The organism is Streptomyces sp. NBC_01334, assembly GCF_035983595.1.
GTDB classification, from domain to species: Bacteria; Actinomycetota; Actinomycetes; order Streptomycetales; family Streptomycetaceae; genus Streptomyces; species Streptomyces coriariae.
On the sequence record NZ_CP130718.1, the window covers coordinates 7064568 to 7081079 of the forward strand.

At 72.8% G+C, this 16512-nt stretch carries 12 protein-coding genes; 9 read left to right on the forward strand and 3 right to left on the reverse strand.

Annotation, left to right across the window (positions count from 1 at the left end; genetic code table 11):
* Positions 1 to 24 precede the first annotated feature (24 nt).
* Complete coding sequence (locus OG736_RS31825) at positions 25 to 5016, reverse strand: ATP-dependent helicase (RefSeq protein ID WP_327185414.1); 4992 nt, start codon at positions 5014 to 5016, stop codon at positions 25 to 27.
* A gap of 328 nt (positions 5017 to 5344) precedes the next feature.
* On the opposite strand from OG736_RS31825, the gene OG736_RS31830 reads away from it, so the two are divergent.
* From OG736_RS31830 to OG736_RS31840, 3 genes are read left to right on the forward strand one after another with little or no spacing between them, the layout of a single operon-like run.
* Positions 5345 to 6316 carry an AraC family transcriptional regulator gene (locus tag OG736_RS31830; RefSeq protein WP_327185415.1) on the forward strand — a complete coding sequence of 324 codons (972 nt, stop codon included), beginning with the start codon at positions 5345 to 5347 and terminating at the stop codon, positions 6314 to 6316.
* The gene (locus tag OG736_RS31835) at positions 6217 to 6972 is read left to right on the forward strand and encodes an AzlC family ABC transporter permease (protein WP_327185416.1); all 756 of its coding nucleotides are present in this window, start codon (positions 6217 to 6219) and stop codon (positions 6970 to 6972) included. The genes OG736_RS31830 and OG736_RS31835 overlap by 100 nt, the downstream gene beginning before the upstream one ends.
* Positions 6969 to 7277, forward strand: a complete 309-nt coding sequence (locus OG736_RS31840) for an AzlD domain-containing protein (protein WP_327185417.1) — start codon at positions 6969 to 6971, stop codon at positions 7275 to 7277. The genes OG736_RS31835 and OG736_RS31840 overlap by 4 nt, the downstream gene beginning before the upstream one ends.
* A gap of 74 nt (positions 7278 to 7351) precedes the next feature.
* On the opposite strand, the gene OG736_RS31845 is transcribed toward OG736_RS31840, so the two are convergent.
* Positions 7352 to 8296 carry a hypothetical protein gene (locus OG736_RS31845; protein WP_327185418.1) on the reverse strand — a complete coding sequence of 315 codons (945 nt, stop codon included), beginning with the start codon at positions 8294 to 8296 and terminating at the stop codon, positions 7352 to 7354.
* A 79-nt stretch (positions 8297 to 8375) separates the two neighbouring features.
* Between OG736_RS31845 and OG736_RS31850 the strand changes: the two genes are divergently transcribed.
* Positions 8376 to 8570, forward strand: coding sequence for a DUF3046 domain-containing protein (locus OG736_RS31850; RefSeq protein WP_020125036.1), 195 nt, complete (start codon positions 8376 to 8378; stop codon positions 8568 to 8570).
* A 60-nt stretch (positions 8571 to 8630) separates the two neighbouring features.
* On the forward strand, positions 8631 to 9890 hold the full coding sequence (locus tag OG736_RS31855) for an AI-2E family transporter (RefSeq protein WP_327185419.1): 1260 nt from the start codon (positions 8631 to 8633) through the stop codon (positions 9888 to 9890).
* A gap of 13 nt (positions 9891 to 9903) precedes the next feature.
* Here OG736_RS31855 and OG736_RS31860 read toward each other — a convergent pair whose 3' ends face one another.
* Positions 9904 to 10746 (reverse strand): hypothetical protein, encoded by an 843-nt coding sequence (locus OG736_RS31860; protein WP_327185420.1) that lies wholly within the window; start codon positions 10744 to 10746, stop codon positions 9904 to 9906.
* Between the two features lie 355 nt (positions 10747 to 11101).
* On the opposite strand from OG736_RS31860, the gene recA reads away from it, so the two are divergent.
* From recA to OG736_RS31880, 4 genes are all read left to right on the forward strand, one after another.
* Positions 11102 to 12232: a recombinase RecA gene (gene recA, locus OG736_RS31865; protein WP_327185421.1), complete on the forward strand. Its 1131-nt coding sequence runs from the start codon at positions 11102 to 11104 to the stop codon at positions 12230 to 12232.
* A gap of 3 nt (positions 12233 to 12235) precedes the next feature.
* Entirely contained in the window at positions 12236 to 13021 is a 786-nt protein-coding gene (gene recX / locus OG736_RS31870; RefSeq protein ID WP_327185422.1) for a recombination regulator RecX, read from the forward strand.
* Positions 13022 to 13131: 110 nt separating this feature from the next.
* Complete coding sequence (locus OG736_RS31875; protein WP_327185423.1) at positions 13132 to 13857, forward strand: ArsR/SmtB family transcription factor; 726 nt, start codon at positions 13132 to 13134, stop codon at positions 13855 to 13857.
* The gene (locus OG736_RS31880; protein ID WP_327185424.1) at positions 13854 to 16391 is read left to right on the forward strand and encodes an FtsX-like permease family protein; all 2538 of its coding nucleotides are present in this window, start codon (positions 13854 to 13856) and stop codon (positions 16389 to 16391) included. The genes OG736_RS31875 and OG736_RS31880 overlap by 4 nt, the downstream gene beginning before the upstream one ends.
* Positions 16392 to 16512: the final 121 nt, after the last annotated feature.

The window sequence follows — 16512 nt, forward strand, 5'->3', positions numbered from 1 at the left end:
GTCGCTCCGGACGGGGTGCGGCGGTCATGCGCGCAGTCGCAGGCCGCGAGGGGTCGCGATGAAGCCCGCTCCTTCCAGGAGGGTGCCGATGGGGGAGGTGAGAGCCGAGGCGCCGTTGACGCGCTCGACCGTGACCGTGCCGAGGGAGCCCGCGCGCGCGGCCTCCGCGAGGGCCTCCGCGGCGGTGTGCAGGCGTGGGTCGTCGGTGGGGGTGTCCTCGGCGCCCGGGGTGGACGGCCAGGCCAGCAGGGTCTTGCCGCCGCGCTCCATGTAGAGCGTCAGCTCGCCGTCCACGAGCACCACCAGGGAGCCGGCCTTGCGGCCCGGCTTGTGCCCGGCGCCGCTGGGTGGCTCGGGCCACCCTAGGGCGGCGCCGTACGCGTTCGCCGGGTCGGCGGCGGCGAGGACGACGGCACGGGAGACGCCGGATGTGGTGCCGTGGCGATTGCGGTTCTGGGCGCGCCGGGGGTCTCGGTGGTCGGGGAAGCCCGAGCCGGTCGAGTAGTCCGAGCCGTTCTGCCTGCCTGCGCCGTACGGGCCGCCTGAGCCGTTCGGGAAGCCGCTGCCCCCGCGCGGGCCACCGGCGCCCGGGGAGGCGAGGTCGCGGGGGGAGACGTACTCGTCCGGCGAAGCGGGGGCTGCCGGGGCGTCGAAGGGGGAGCGCGGACGGCTGTCGAGGCCGGGGACGTCCCAGGTGTCTGCCGGGAAGGCGTCGGGGAAGGCGAAGTCGTCCGAGGGGCTCGTCGCCGGGTTCGGGGCGGGCAGCGGCTCGCCGCGGTCGCGGGCGTTGGCCACCGCGCGCAGTCGGTCCACGGCGCCGTCCATGGCGAACTGTGCCGCGCCGAGGCCTTCGACCACATACCCACGACGGGCCTGACCGCTCTCCTCGAAGACGGACAGGATGCGGTACGTCGCGGAGAAACCGCCTTCGACGCCCTCGGCCGCGACCGCGCCCCGCGTCACCACGCCGTGCCGGTCGAGGAGGGTACGGGCCAGGGCGTGGGCGCGGACCGTCGGGTCGGACTCGGGGGCCGGAAGGAGGGACCAGCGGCCGCCGACGGTCGGAGGGCCGCCGCGGGAGGCGGGGCGGGCCGCGGCCGTCAGCGAGCCGTAGCGACCGCGCGGGACGCTGCGCTTGGCGCGGTGGGCCGTGGAGCCGGCCGTGCGCCCCGAGCCCAGCAGGGCGCGCAGGGGGGTGAGCGTGTCGTTGGTGAGCCGACCGGACCAGGCCAGGTCCCAGACGGTGTCGGCGAGCTGCGGGTCGGTGGCCTCGGGGTGCGTGGTGGCGCGGACCTGGTCGGCGATCTGGCGGAAGAACAGGCCGTAGCCCCCGGAGAGGGTGTCCAGGACCGACTGGTGCAGTGCCGTCAGCTCCAGCGGGTGGGGCTGCGGCAGGAGCAGGGGCGCCGCGTCCGCCACGTACAGGGACATCCAGCCGTCCTTGCCGGGGAGGGCGCCCGCTCCGGCCCAGACCACCTCTCCGGCCGCGGTGAGTTCGTCGAGCATCGCGGGGGTGTAGTCCCGCACGCGGGACGGCAGGACGAGCCTCTCCAGGGCCGAGGCGGGCACCGAAGCGCCCTGGAGCTGCTCGACGGCGCGCACCAGTCCGTCGGTGCCGCGCAGGGAGTGGCCCTTGCCGATGTGCTGCCACTGGGGCAGGAACTGGGCGAGCGCGGGCGGCGGGACCGGCTCCAGCTCGTGCCGCAGGGCGGCCAGGGAGCGGCGGCGCAGCCTGCGCAGGACCGTCGCGTCGCACCACTCCTGGCCGATGCCCGCCGGGTGGAACTCGCCCTGGACGACGCGCCCGCCGGCCGAGAGCCGCTGGAGGGCGCCCTCGGTCACCGCCACGCCGAGGCCGAAGCGGCCGGCCGCGCCTGCCGAGGTGAACGGTCCGTGGGTGCGGGCGTACCGCGCGAGAAGGTCGCCGAGCGGGTCCTTGACCGGCTCCGTGAAGGCTTCCGGCACACCTACCGGGAGCGCCGTGCCGAGCGCGTCGCGAAGCCGCCCCGCGTCCTCGATCGCGGCCCAGTGGTCGGCGCCCGCGACACGGACCCGGATGGCGCGGCGGGCGGCGGCCAGCTCCTGTGCCCAGTGCGGTTCGGCGCCGCGCTCGGCCAGTTCGGCGTCGGTGAGCGGGCCGAGGAGGCGCAGGAGGTCCGCGATGCCTTCGGTGTCCTTCACCCGGCGGTCCTCGGTGAGCCACTGGAGCTCCCGCTCCAGTTCGGTGAGGACCTCGGCGTCGAGCAGCTCGCGCAGCTCCGCCTGGCCGAGCAGCTCGGCCAGCAGACGCGAGTCCAGGGAGAGGGCGGCCGCACGGCGCTCGGCGAGCGGGGAGTCCCCCTCGTAGAGGAACTGGGCGACGTAACCGAAGAGGAGGGAGCGGGCGAAGGGTGACGGCTCCGCAGTGGTGACCTCGACCAGGCGCACCTTGCGGGCCTCCAGGTCACCCATCAGCTCCACGAGTCCGGGAACGTCGAAGACGTCCTGGAGGCACTCGCGGACCGCTTCCAGGACGATCGGGAACGAGCCGAACTCGCTCGCCACCTGGAGCAGTTGGGCGGCGCGCTGGCGCTGCTGCCACAGCGGGGTGCGCTTGCCGGGGTTGCGGCGCGGCAACAGCAGCGCGCGGGCGGCGCACTCGCGGAAGCGGGCCGCGAACAGGGCCGAGCCGCCGACCTGATCGGTGACGATCTGATCGACCTCGCCCTTGTCGAAGACGACGTCGGCCGCGCCGACCGGTGCCTGCTCGGCGTCGTATTCCGTCCCCGCCTTCGACGGCTCCCGGTCGAGCAGGTCCAGGCTCATGAGGTCGGCGTCCGGCAGCCGCAGGACGATGCCGTCGTCGGCGTGCATGACCTGGGCGTCCATGCCGTAGCGCTCGGAGAGTTTGGCACCCAGCGCGAGAGCCCATGGGGCGTGCACCTGGGCCCCGAAGGGGGAGTGGACGACGACCCGCCAGTCACCCAGTTCGTCCCGGAAGCGCTCCACGACGATCGTGCGGTCGTCCGGGACGTGTCCGCAGGCCTGGCGCTGCTCGTCCAGGTAGGAGATCACGTTGTCGGCCGCCCAGGCGTCCAGGCCCGCGGTGAGCAGCCGGAGCCGGGCGTCCTCCTTGGGCAGCGAGCCGACCTCCCGCAGGAACGCGCCCACCGCGCGGCCGAGCTCCAGCGGGCGGCCCAGCTGGTCGCCCTTCCAGAACGGCAGACGGCCCGGGACGCCGGGGGCGGGGGAGACCAGAACGCGGTCGCGGGTGATGTCCTCGATGCGCCAGGAGCTGGTGCCGAGCGTGAAGACGTCGCCCACGCGCGACTCGTACACCATCTCCTCGTCGAGCTCGCCGACCCGGCCGCCGCCCTTCTTGGGGTCGGCGCCCGCCAGGAAGACGCCGAACAGGCCGCGGTCGGGGATCGTGCCCCCGGAGGTGACGGCGAGACGCTGGGCACCGGGACGGCCGGTGATCGTGCCGGCGACGCGGTCCCACACCACGCGCGGGCGCAGCTCGGCGAACGCGTCGGACGGGTAGCGCCCGGCCAGCATGTCCAGGACCGCGGTGAACGCGGACTCCGGGAGCGAGGCGAACGGGGCGGCACGGCGGACCGTGGTCAGCAGGTCGTCGACCTGCCAGGTGTCGAGCGCGGTCATGGCGACGAGCTGCTGCGCCAGGACGTCCAAAGGGTTGGCGGGGACCTTCAGGGACTCGATCGAGCCGGTGCGCATCCGCTCGGTGACCACCGCCGCCTGGACGAGGTCACCGCGGTACTTCGGGAAGACCACACCGGTGGACACCGCGCCCACCTGGTGCCCCGCGCGGCCGACGCGCTGGAGGCCCGAGGCCACCGAAGGCGGGGACTCGACCTGGACGACGAGATCCACCGCGCCCATGTCGATGCCGAGCTCGAGGCTTGAGGTCGCCACGACGGCGGGCAGCCGGCCCGCCTTGAGGTCCTCCTCCACGAGCGCGCGCTGTTCCTTCGAGACCGAGCCGTGGTGGGCGCGCGCGATGACGGGCGGGGCGCCCTGGGCCGCACCCGAGCCGCCCATGAGCTCTGCGGGCGAGTGGTGCTCGCCCAGCGGCTCGCCGGTGGCCCGCTCGTAGGCGATCTCGTTGAGCCGGTTGCACAGGCGTTCGGCGAGACGGCGGGAGTTGGCGAACACGATGGTGGAGCGGTGGGCCTGGACGAGGTCGGTGATCCGCTCCTCGACATGTGGCCAGATCGACGGGCGCTCCGCCCCTTCCGAGCCTTCGGCGACCGGGGAGCCGCCCAGCTCGCCCAGGTCCTCCACCGGGACGACGACCGAGAGGTCGAACTCCTTGCCGGACTTCGGCTGGACGATCTCCACCTTGCGCTGCGGGGAGAGGTACCGCGCCACCTCGTCGACCGGCCGGACCGTGGCCGAGAGGCCGATGCGGCGGGCCGGCTTCGGCAGCAGTTGGTCCAGCCGCTCCAGGGAGAGCGCCAGGTGCGCTCCGCGCTTGGTGCCCGCCACCGCGTGCACCTCGTCCAGGATCACCGTCTCGATGCCCGTCAGCGCGTCGCGCGTGGCCGACGTGAGCATCAGGAACAGCGACTCGGGGGTCGTGATCAGGATGTCCGGGGGGCGGGTGGACAGCGCGCGGCGCTCGGCGGGCGGGGTGTCGCCGGAGCGGATGCCGACCTTGACCTCCGGCTCGGGCAGGCCGAGCCGCACGGACTCCTGACGGATGCCGGTCAGGGGGCTGCGCAGATTGCGCTCCACGTCGACCGCGAGGGCTTTGAGAGGGGAGACGTAGAGGACCCGGCAGCGCTTCTTCGGGTCGGCGGGAGGGGGTGTCGAGGCGAGCTGGTCCAGGGCGGCGAGAAAGGCGGCCAGGGTTTTCCCGGAGCCGGTCGGGGCCACCACCAGCACGTCCGCGCCCTCGCCGATGGCCTGCCACGCGCCCGCCTGGGCCGCGGTGGGCGCGGAGAACGCCCCCGTGAACCAGCCGCGGGTCGCGGGGGAGAAGCCGTCGAGGGCTCGGTGTGCGGAGCTGACCATGCGTCCATCCTGCACCCGACCACTGACAATCGCTCTGACCTGCGCGGATACGGCGTCCCCGGGCCGAGGTCGTCGGCCCCCTCCGTGCCCGGGCTGTCGGCGTTCGCGGTGCGCCGGGGCCTGGTGGGGCGGTGGGGGTGCGGTGGCCAGGGGTGTCGTAAGTCGGTGGCGCTGCGATCCGGCGGCGCCGGTGTGCGGTGGGTCGGGGGTGTGGAGGGGCGGAGGGCCAAAGGGGCTGACGTCCCGGTGGGTCGGGGGCGCAGGGACGCGGGGATGCGTGGGCTGGTGGTGCGTGGTCCGGTGGCGTGTCGCGGAGAATGGTTGGGTGGTGCATTCGGGTTCTGGTTCGGATGAGAGGGCGCGGCACTGGCGGTATGCGGAGCTGCCCGGTGTCGATCTGCTGCGGGCCCGGTATGTCCACAAGACCTTCGTGCGGCACACCCACGAGCACTTCGTGATCGCCGCCATCGCCGAGGGCGTGGAGGTCTTTCACCACCGTGGGGGCGATCAGTACGCGGGGGCGGGGGCGCTCGCACTGGTCAACCCGGACACGCCGCACACCGGGCGCGCCGGGGTGCCGGAGGGCTGGCGGTACGGGGCCGTCTATCCGTCGCCCGACGTGGTGGCCGAGATCGCGGCCGAGACCACGACCCTTCGTGGCACCCCGGGATTCGTCAGCCCCGTGCTGGACGACGTGTACGCCGTCGGGCTGGTGCATCAGGTGCTCCGAGCCGCTGAGGAGGGCAACGCGCTGGCCGCCGACACGCTGCTGCGGGTGGCTGTGACGCGGCTGCTGCGGCTCAACGGCGGACCGCTGCCGCAGCGGGAGGTGAAGTCGGCCGGGGCACGGATCGCCGCACGCGCGCGTGGCGTGCTGGAGGAGCGGCTGGCCGATCCGCCGACGCTGGAGGAGCTGGCCGCGGACCTGGGGACCAGCTCGTTCGCGCTGCTGCGGGCCTTCCGGGACGCGTACGGCCTGCCGCCCCATGCCTGGCTGACCGATGCCCGTGTGCGGCGGGCGCGGCGGTTGCTGGACGCGGGCACCGCCCCCGCGGAGGCGGCCGTCGAGGTGGGGTTCACCGACCAGCCGCACCTCAACCGCCATTTCGCCCGGATCGTCGGAGTTCCTCCAGGGGCGTACCAGCGTGAGCGCAAGAACGTACAAGACCAGCCCGGAGGGCTGCTCCTACCCTCGTGGTCGTGGCAGAACAGACAGCTCTCACGGACATATGCTCCGGCGGCGGGGGACGGCCGGACGCCGCCGTCGTACGGGACGCCCTCGGGGTCGGGGTCGCCGTAGGACTCTCCGGGTTCGCCTTCGGGGTGACCTCGGCGGGCAGCGGACTCTCGGTGTGGCAGACCTGCGCGCTCAGTCTCCTCGTCTTCACGGGGGCGTCCCAGTTCGCGCTCGTCGGGGCGCTGGCGGCGGGTGGCAATCCCCTGACGGCGGCCGCGGGCGCCTTCTTCCTGGGCGTGCGCAACGCCTTTTACGGCTTGCGTCTGTCGCAGTCGCTGGCGCTCGCGCGCGTGGTGCGCCCGTTCGCCGCCCAATGGGTGATCGACGAGACGGCGGCGGTCTCGCTCGCCCAGACCGGGCGGCGTGCCGCGCGGATCGGCTTCGGCGTCACCGGGCTGACGCTGTACGTGCTGTGGAACCTCACCACGCTGCTGGGCGCCCTGGGCGCCGAGGCCATCGGGGACACGGACGCGTGGGGACTCGACGCGGCCGGTCCTGCCGTCTTCCTCGCGCTGCTCGCGCCCATGCTGCAGACCACCGCCGAGCGGGCCGTCGCCGGGCTCGCGGCGCTCCTGGGGCTGGGCCTGCTCCCCGTACTGCCCGCCGGAGTGCCGGTGCTGATGGCCGCGCTCGCCGCGCCGGTCGTCCTGTACCTCGAGGGCCGGTGCCGAGCCGGTCGGACGGCCCCCCGGGTAGACCCGGGGGAGGAGGAGCGTTGAACACCTGGATCGCGATCGGCGCGACCGCTCTCGGCTGCTATGCCGTCAAGCTGGCCGGACTGCTCGTCCCCGCGGGCCTTCTCGAACGGCCTCTCGTCAGGCGGTTCGCCGCCCTGCTCCCCGTCGCCCTGCTCGCCGCCCTCACCGCACAACAGACCTTCGCGGACGGGCACGCGCTCGTGCTGGACGCGAGGGCCGCGGGGCTCGCCGCGGCCGTCGTCGCCCTCATACTGCGGGCTCCTTTCCTGCTGGTCGTCGCGGCCGCCGTGGTGGTGACGGCGGGGGTGCGGGCCCTGGGCGGGTGAGGGACAGGGAGGGCCGGTCCGGGGGACGGGCGGGCGCCGCCGGGACGGGCGGGGGTCAGCCGGGACGGGCGGGGTCAGCCGATGGCGCGGCCGTAGGCCCTGAGGGTGCGCAGGGCCTCGATCGTCAACATGGGGCGGGCCTCCAGGGCGGTGCCGGGTGCCCAGCGGCGCCACCGGATGGGCCAGCCGCCGTCCTGCTGCTGATCGTCGGCGAGGTGGTCCAGCGAGCGTGCCATCTCCTCGTCGGTGAACCACGCCCGCGCGAGGGACTGCGGTGTCCGCGCGAAGTCGTACGGGAAGTGGTGCTCGCCGGGGGCGTAGCCGGGTGCGACCGGATACGCGTCCAGGTGGTCCGGATCCAGCGCGGCGAGCCGGTGCGCGCGCACCAGGCGGCCCAGCCGGTCGGCGGCCGCCTCCGCGCGCGGGCGGTCGGTGGCGGAGTCCAGGAAGGCCACGGCGGCCTGGATCTCGTAGGGATGGGACCGCTCCAGAGAGTCGATCGCCTGCCAGCAGAAGTCCGTGGCCCTGAACAGCCAGGCGTGCCACACGTCGTTGCGGTGCAACAGGCCCACCACCGGTCCGGTGGACAGAAGTTCGCTGGGCGGGTCGTCCACGATCGGAATGAAGGGTGCCGCCGGGTACCCGCGCTGGCTGGGATGGATCGCCGGCAGTGCGCCGTCGCCGGTGGAGACCGAGGTCAGATAGCGGCACACCCGTTCCACGCGCCGGCCACCGAGGCGACCGACGGAGTCCAGGACGCGCAGTGCCCGCACGGTGTGCAGGGGCTGGCTGACGGGGCCGCGCAGATCGGGCTCCAGCGCGTGGCCGTATCCGCCGTCCTCGTTGCGGTAGGCGTCGAGGGCGGTCTCGACGGGGTCGGCGGCGCCGTGCAGGAAGTCGTGCGCGAAGAGGCGCTGCTCCAGCACGCGCGCGGTGAGCCAGACGAAGTGCTCGGCGCGGAAGAGCGGGGAGCGCGCCGAGGGCGTCGGGGGGAGTGGGGATGCTCCGGATTCGGCCATGCGTCAGACCGTAGGGCGGAAAGCGGTCTCGGCAGGCGGTCCCGGCGAGGGGCACCCCCGCGCGCGGGATACTGGTGTCATGCGGTTGACGGTCTTCTGGCAGCGAATGGACGAGCACTTCGGTACGGGGTACGCGGAGACGTTCGCGCGCGATCACGTGATGGCGGAACTCGGCGGACGCACGGTGGACGAGGCGCTGGCCCACGGCTGGGAGGCCAAGGACGTGTGGCGCGTGGTGTGCACGGTGATGAACGTTCCACAGGAGATGCGCTGATCCCACAAGAAGATCGGAGGCGGTTCTCCGATTGTCGGTGCCGTAGGCGAGACTTGGTCCGTGGCACCCACTGACGAGACCGGGCAGGTCGCCCGGCACACATCCCCGCTCGGCGCGACGCCGCCCACCGGGCCGCCCCCGGCCGACGGCGGCGCCGAGCAGGGAGCGCGCATGCCGCGCTGGCTTCCGCGCGCCATGGTGCTCGCGCTCGCTCTCTTCGGTGCGTTCCAGCTGGGTCTCTGGGCCTTCCACCAGCTCATCGGTCTGCTGCTCAACATCCTGATCGCGTTCTTCCTGGCCCTCGCGATAGAGCCGGCGGTCAGCCGGATGGCGGCACGCGGGATGCGCAGGGGACTGGCCACCTTCCTGGTCTTCTTCGGCCTGCTGATCGTGGCCGCCGGCTTCTTCACGCTGCTCGGCTCGATGCTCGCGGGCCAGATCATCAAGATGATCGAGGGCTTCCCGGAGTACCTCGACTCGGTGATCAACTGGATCAACACCACGTTCCACACCGAGCTCAGGCGGGTGGACATCCAGGAGGGCCTGCTCCACTCCGACTGGCTGAGGAAGTACGCGCAGAACAGTGCCGCCGGGGTGCTGGACGTCTCCACGCAGGTCCTCGGTGGTCTCTTCCGGCTGCTGACCATCGCCCTGTTCTCGTTCTACTTCGCCGCCGACGGACCGCGCCTGCGTCGCGGACTGTGCTCCGTCCTGCCGCCCGCCCGGCAGGCCGAGGTGCTGCGTGCGTGGGAGATCGCCGTCGACAAGACCGGTGGCTATCTGTACTCGCGTGGACTGATGGCGTTGATCTCCGGCGTCGCACACTACGTACTGCTCGAGGCGCTCGGCATCCCGTACGCGCCCGTGCTCGCCGTCTGGGTGGGTGTGGTCTCGCAGTTCATCCCCACCATCGGCACCTATCTCGCGGGCGCCCTGCCCATGCTGATCGCGTTCACGGTCTCGCCGCTGTACGCGCTGTGGGTGCTCATCTTCGTCGTGGTCTACCAGCAGTTCGAGAACTACGTGCTTCAGCCCAAGCTGACCTCGAAGACCGTCGACATCCACCCCGCCGTCGCCTTCGGCTCCGTCATCGCGGGCACCGCCCTTCTCGGCGCCGTCGGCGCGCTGGTCGCCATCCCGGCCGTCGCGACGCTCCAGGCGTTCCTGGGCGCCTATGTGAAGCGCTACGACGTCACGGACGACCCCCGCGTCCACGGACACCGGGGACGCGGGGAGGGGGCGGGCCCGCTCACGCGCGCGCGGCGCCTGTGGGGTCGGGCGCGGTACCGGCAGGACGGGTCGCGGGACGCGTCCGGCTGAGGAAGAGCGGCGGTCAGTACCTGAGGACCGCCCACACTCCGGCCGCGGCGACCGCGGCCGTGTAGCAACCCACCGCCACGGCCACGATCCGCCGGCGTACGGCCTCGCTCCATGGCGTGCGGGACAGCAGCCGGGCCAGGGCGGGCAGCACCAGGACGGCGTGCAGGCTCACCCCGTGCAGGGGCTTGAGCGAGGCCGTCGAGTGGTACGCCGCCTCCTGGTGTCCGGTGCGGGTGAGCACGACACCGCGCGCGATCATCGCCGCCCCCGAGGCGAGCGCGACGAGCAGGATCGCGAAACCGGAGCGCACCGCGAGGGCCATCCCGGCCGGGCCCGTCGGCCGGTGCCGGAAGGACGCCACGGCGAACCCGGCGAGCAGCACCACGAGAACCCCGCCGCCGACCGCCAACATCATGGACACGGCCGTGTCGAAGGGCGTCTCCATGTCCAGGTGCGAGGGCACTCCGCGCCACGCCTGGAGGGTGATGCCCGCGACCTCCACGACGCAGTCGGCGGCGAACACCCCGAGCAGTGCGGCGCGCAGCCGTGGTCCGACCCGCACGTACGAGGTGACCCGGACGACCGCGAGGAGCGTCACCCCGAAGGAGAGCCCGAAGGTCACCGGCTTGCGCCAGGAGACGGGCCCGCTCCAGGGGCCGCCGTCGACGGCGAACACCACGAGGTGGACGAGCCCGGAGAGGATCAGCAGGAGCGCCGTCGCCTCGTAGAGGTGGTATCGGCGGTGTCGGGGGTACCGGACGTACGGGTGGTCCTGGCCGTCCGCGGGGCGCGGGCGCGGGGTCGAGTGCCCGGGTTCCGCTTCGCCGCGGGCGTGCCCGGTCTTCTGCTGGTCCATGCACCGAGGGTCCCGGTCATGTCGTACGCCGTCGTCGTCCTGCCGAAGACACCCGCCGTACGCCCGGGGAAGCAGCCGGGAGCGTGCGGGACGGAGGCCCACGTGAGAAGGACCGGGGGTGGTGTCGGCGTGTGAACGTAGCCTCGGAAGTGCCGCGTGGTGCGCTTGACACGGAAATCGAACATCTATTCTTATTAAGGCTCCGATGAGACTCTGGTCGGGTGTTCCGTCCAGGTTTGGACGGATAAGCACCCGAGTTATCCACAGGCCGGACCGGCGTCGGGGCGCATTGTCAGTGGCAGGCGTTAGCGTCTTTGACGTGAAGCGATCGACTCAAGCAAACCGGGTGGAACCCATGGCAGGAACCGACCGCGAGAAGGCACTGGATGCCGCACTCGCACAGATTGAACGGCAGTTCGGCAAGGGCGCCGTGATGCGTCTCGGCGAGCGACCGAACGAGCCCATCGAGGTCATCCCCACCGGGTCGACCGCACTCGACGTCGCCCTCGGGGTCGGCGGGCTGCCGCGAGGCCGCGTGGTGGAGGTGTACGGCCCGGAGTCCTCCGGTAAGACGACGCTGACGCTGCACGCCGTGGCGAACGCGCAGAAGGCCGGCGGACAGGTCGCCTTCGTGGACGCGGAGCACGCCCTCGACCCCGAGTACGCGAAGAAGCTCGGCGTCGACATCGACAACCTGATCCTCTCGCAGCCGGACAACGGCGAGCAGGCCCTCGAGATCGTGGACATGCTGGTCCGTTCCGGCGCCCTCGACCTCATCGTCATCGACTCCGTCGCCGCACTCGTCCCGCGCGCCGAGATCGAGGGCGAGATGGGTGACAGTCACGTCGGTCTCCAGGCCCGTCTGATGAGCCAGGCACTGCGGAAGATCACCAGCGCGCTCAACCAGTCCAAGACCACCGCGATCTTCATCAACCAGCTCCGCGAGAAGATCGGCGTGATGTTCGGCTCCCCGGAGACCACGACCGGTGGCCGGGCGCTGAAGTTCTACGCCTCGGTGCGCCTCGACATCCGACGCATCGAGACCCTGAAGGACGGTACGGACGCGGTCGGCAACCGCACCCGCGTCAAGGTCGTCAAGAACAAGGTCGCGCCCCCCTTCAAGCAGGCCGAGTTCGACATCCTCTACGGGCAGGGCATCAGCCGCGAGGGCGGTCTGATCGACATGGGCGTGGAGAACGGCTTCGTCCGCAAGGCCGGCGCCTGGTACACGTACGAGGGCGACCAGCTGGGACAGGGCAAGGAGAACGCCCGTAACTTCCTGAAGGACAACCCCGACCTCGCCAACGAGATCGAGAGGAAGATCAAGGAGAAGCTGGGCGTCGGCGTGCGTCCCGAGGAGCCCGTCGCAGAGCCGGCCGCAGTCGCCTCGGCTGCCGCGGGCACACCCGCGGACGACGCCGCCAAGGCCGTGCCGGCTGCCGCGGCCAAGACGGCCAAGACCAAGGCCGCGGCTGCCAAGAGCTGATCCGTGACGCGACGAACGGACTGGGCCGAGTACGTCCACCCCGACACCCCCCGGGGGGCGGGGGGCGGGGCCGACGACGGCCCCGCCCAGGCCGGCGACGACCGGCCGGAGGGCGGCTCGCACCGCGGTGAGGGGGCGGACGGCGACGGCCGGCCCCGTAGCGGTCGGGCGCGGCGCGGCGGCGACGGAGGTCCACGCGGTGGGCGCCGTCGGCGCGGCTTCGGAGAACCGTCCGCCGAGGACGAAGGCACCTCCTCCTCGTCGAGGGCCGAGCAGGAGGCGTCTTCAGGGGACCCGGCTGAGCGGGCACGGGCGATCTGCCTGCGCCTGCTCACCGGGACCCCGCGCACCCGGAAGCAACTCGCCGACGCCCTGCGCAAACGAGAGATCCCGGACGACGTGGCGGAGGAGGTGCTCTCGCGGTTCGAGGAGGTCGGGCTGATCAACGACGGCGCTTTCGCGGACGCCTGGGTGGAGTCCCGGCACCACGGCCGGGGGCTGGCCCGGCGGGCGCTCGCCCGGGAGTTGCGGACCAAGGGAGTCGACTCGGAGCTGATCGAGGAGGCCGTCGGCCGGCTCGACTCCGAGCAGGAAGAGGAGACGGCACGCGAGCTCGTCGCCCGCAAGCTGCGCTCGACCCGCGGCCTCGACCGCGACAAGAGGCTGCGCCGCCTCGCCGGCATGCTCGCGCGCAAGGGCTATCCCGAGGGCATGGCCCTGCGGGTGGTCCGACAGGCGCTGGAGGAGGAGGGCCGGGACACGGAGTTCCTGGACGGCGAGGGGTTCTGAACGCGGGTTCTGAACAAGGGGTCCCCGGCAGCAGGGTGGGGACAACCCCCCACTGAGGACGCCGGACCACCGCAGTGCACAGGCATCTGTGCACAGGCGAGTGTGTACGCATGCCCCAGGAACCCGGTGCCGACAAACCCCCGGAAGCGGAACACGCCTCGGCGGCCCCCGTAGAACTCGGCGACCTCGCCGCGCTCAGGGCGCTCGCCCAGCCACGCCGTCAGCGCATGCTCGAACACCTGACCCTGCACGGCCCGGCCACCTCGGCGACCCTCGCCCGCGCCCTCGGCCTGAACACCGGATCCACCAGCTACCACCTGCGTGAGCTGGCCAGGTACGGCTTCGTCGAGGAGACCGGCGCAGAGAAGCCCGCGCACCGGGGCGAGCACCCGGCCGAAGCGGGGCGCGCGGATCCGTCCACGCATCGAGAGCGCTGGTGGCGAGCGACCCCCGGGGACCGCCGGTTCCCGCCGCGCAGCCGTCGGAGTCCCGAGATGCGGCTCGTCATGGACGAGCTGAACCACCATGCCTACGCAGCCGATCTGGACCTCTTCGAGCGGCTCCAGAGGGACGCGGGGGACGACGACCCTTGGGCGGACGCGTTCCCCTGCTCACGCGGCGCCATCCGGCTCACACTGCCCGAACTCCGGGACTTCTTCGAGGAGTACATCGCTCTCCTCAACCGCTACAAGCGACCCGAATCGGCGACACCCCCCGGCGCGCGCACCCTGCTCACCCGCTTTCTCGCCTTCCCCGCCGGCCCCGCCTCCTCTCCCGGTCCCACCCCATCCGTGACCCTCTCCGTCGGTGAGGGAAGAGAGGCCGATCCCTCATGATGCTGCGCTATGCCCTGAAGACCGTTCGGGCCCGCAAAGCGGGCTTCCTGGGCGCCTTCCTCGCGCTGCTGTGCGCGGCCGCCCTGATCAGCGCGTGCGGCACCCTCCTGGAGACGGGACTGCGGGGCACCATCCGCACCGAGCGCTATGCCGCGGCGCCGGTCGTGGTCTCCGCCGACCAGAACGTCCACCGGACCACCGTCAAGCACAAGAAGGGCAAGACCAAGGTCAAGCACAAGGCGAAACCCGTCGCCGAACGCGCCTGGCTCCCGGCCGACCTCGAGCGCAGACTCGCCACCGCGCCCGGTGTCGCTCGCGTGATCCCCGAACTCACCTTCCTCGCGGAGCCGTTGCTCCCCGCCGGTGCATCGGGCGCCGACGGCAGGCCCGCCTACGGCCACGCCTGGGACTCCGCCGCGCTGACGCCTTACCGGCTCACCGCGGGCACCGCTCCAGCAGCCGCCACCGACGTGGTCGTCGACAGTGACCTCGCCGCACGAGCCCGCCTCGCCCCCGGCGACAGGCTCACCGTCCAGTCGACCCAGGCCCCGCGCACCTATCGCGTCTCCGGCATCGCCGCCCCCGCCCTGGCCGTACGCCATCAGAGCGCCCTCTTCTTCTCCACCGGCGAGGCCCGCCGTCTCGCCGCACACCCCGGGCAGGTCACCGCGTTCGGCGTGCTGCCGAGGCCGGGCACCGACCCGGGCCGGCTCCGCGAGGCCGTGGCGACGGCGCTGCACGGCACCGGAGCTCAGGTCAGCACCGGTGACGACCGAGGGCCGGTCGAGTTCCTGGACGCCGCCGCGGCCCGCATCAAGCTGGTCAGCATGGGCGGAGCGATGGGCGGCACCTCGCTGCTCGTGGCGGTCCTGGTGGTCGTCGGGACCTTCACGCTCTCCGTCCAGCAGCGCCACCGCGAACTCGCCCTGCTGCGGGCCATCGCCGCCACCTCCGGGCAGATCCGCCGCCTCCTCGGGCGCGAGGCCCTGATCGTCGCGCTCGCCGCGGGCACGGCCGGCGCGCTCCTGGGGCTTCCCCTCGGGGCCTGGCTGCACGGCAGGTTCGTCGCCCTGGGCGCGGTACCCGCCACGCTTCAGCACACCGTGAGCGCGCTCCCGCCGCTCGCCGCGGTCGCCGCCACCCTGTTCGGCGCCTGGGCCTCCGCGCGGATCGCCTCCCGTCGAGTGGCCCGGATCCGCCCGGCCGAGGCGCTGGCCGAGGCCCGGACCGAGCGCACCCGGCCCGGCTGGGGGCGCCTCCTCGCCGGCCTGCTGCTGCTCGCGGCCGGGGCGGTCCTCGTCACCCTGCTCGGCTTCCTGCGCACCGAGCCCGCCTCGACGCCCGTGACATTCCTCGCCGTCGTCGTACTGTCCAGCTCCGTCGCACTGCTCGGGCCGCTCCTGGTCAAGGCGGCCGTGTTTCTCCTCGCCGGTCCGCTGCGTCTGACCGGTCCCGGCGGCAGGCTCGCCACCGCCAACCTCCACGGAAACGCCGTCCGCATGGCCTCCGTCGTCACCCCGCTCACCCTGCTCATCGGCATGACCTGCACGGTGCTGTTCGTCCAGCCCACCCTCGGCGACGCGGCCCGCGCCCAGGTCCGCGAGGGCGTACGCGCCGACTGGGTCGTCACCGCCCAGGGGCCCGGTGTGCCCGGCGAAGCGGCTCGACTCTTGCGTACGCACCACGATGTCGTCACCGAAGTGGTCCGTACGACCGTCCGGGTCGGCCTCGACAAGTACGCGGCCCAGGGCGTCACTCCGGCCGCCGTCAGCCGCACCTGGGACCCGGACGTCACCGCCGGCTCCCTCGACAGGCTCACCGAGCACACCGTCGCCGTCAGTGAACTGGCCGCGGACCAGCTTGACCTGGCGCCGGGGAGCACCCTGAAGCTCACGCTCGGCGACGGCACCCCCGCCACACTCACCGTCGCCGCCGTCTATGCCAGGGGTCTCGGCTTCGGAGACCTCACCTTCGCGCACGACCTGGTCGCCCACCATGTCGACAACCCGCTCGCCTCCTCCCTGCTCGTCAGCACGGCCCGTACACAGACACAACTCGCGACCACGTTGCGTGAGTTCCCGGGACTCAAGGTGATGTCGCCGGCCGCGGCCGACTCGCTGCGGGCCGAGCGGGAGCAGGCGAACGCCGAGGTCAACTTCCTGGCCATGGGACTCGTGCTGGCGTTCACGGCGATCGCCGTGGTCAACACGCTCGCCATGTCGGTCGCCGAGCGGGTCAGGGAGTTCGCGCTGTTGCGCCTCGCGGGAGCGACCCGTCGCCAGGTGCTGCGCATGCTGCGTACCGAGGCCCTGTCGGTCCTGCTTCTCGCCGTCGCCCTCGGCAGTGCCATCGCCCTGGCGGTCCTGACCGCCTTCAGTATCGGTATGACCGGGCGGGCTGCGCCGGCCGTCGTACCGCTCGTGTACGCCACGGTGGTCGCCGGGGCCGGGCTTCTCGCGCTGGTCGCCACCGCTGTGCCGGGACGCGTGGCGTTGAGGGTGCGCGCGGTGACGGTGGCGACGGCGCAGGAGTGAGCGATCCCCCGGTCCCCCTGCCGGGAGGCGTGATCTCCGAGACCCCCGGGGAGCGCAGGATTACCTTGCGCTCCCGGAGGGGTGAGCTCGCCCGGCCTGCCGGTACCGTCTGCTGCCGCCT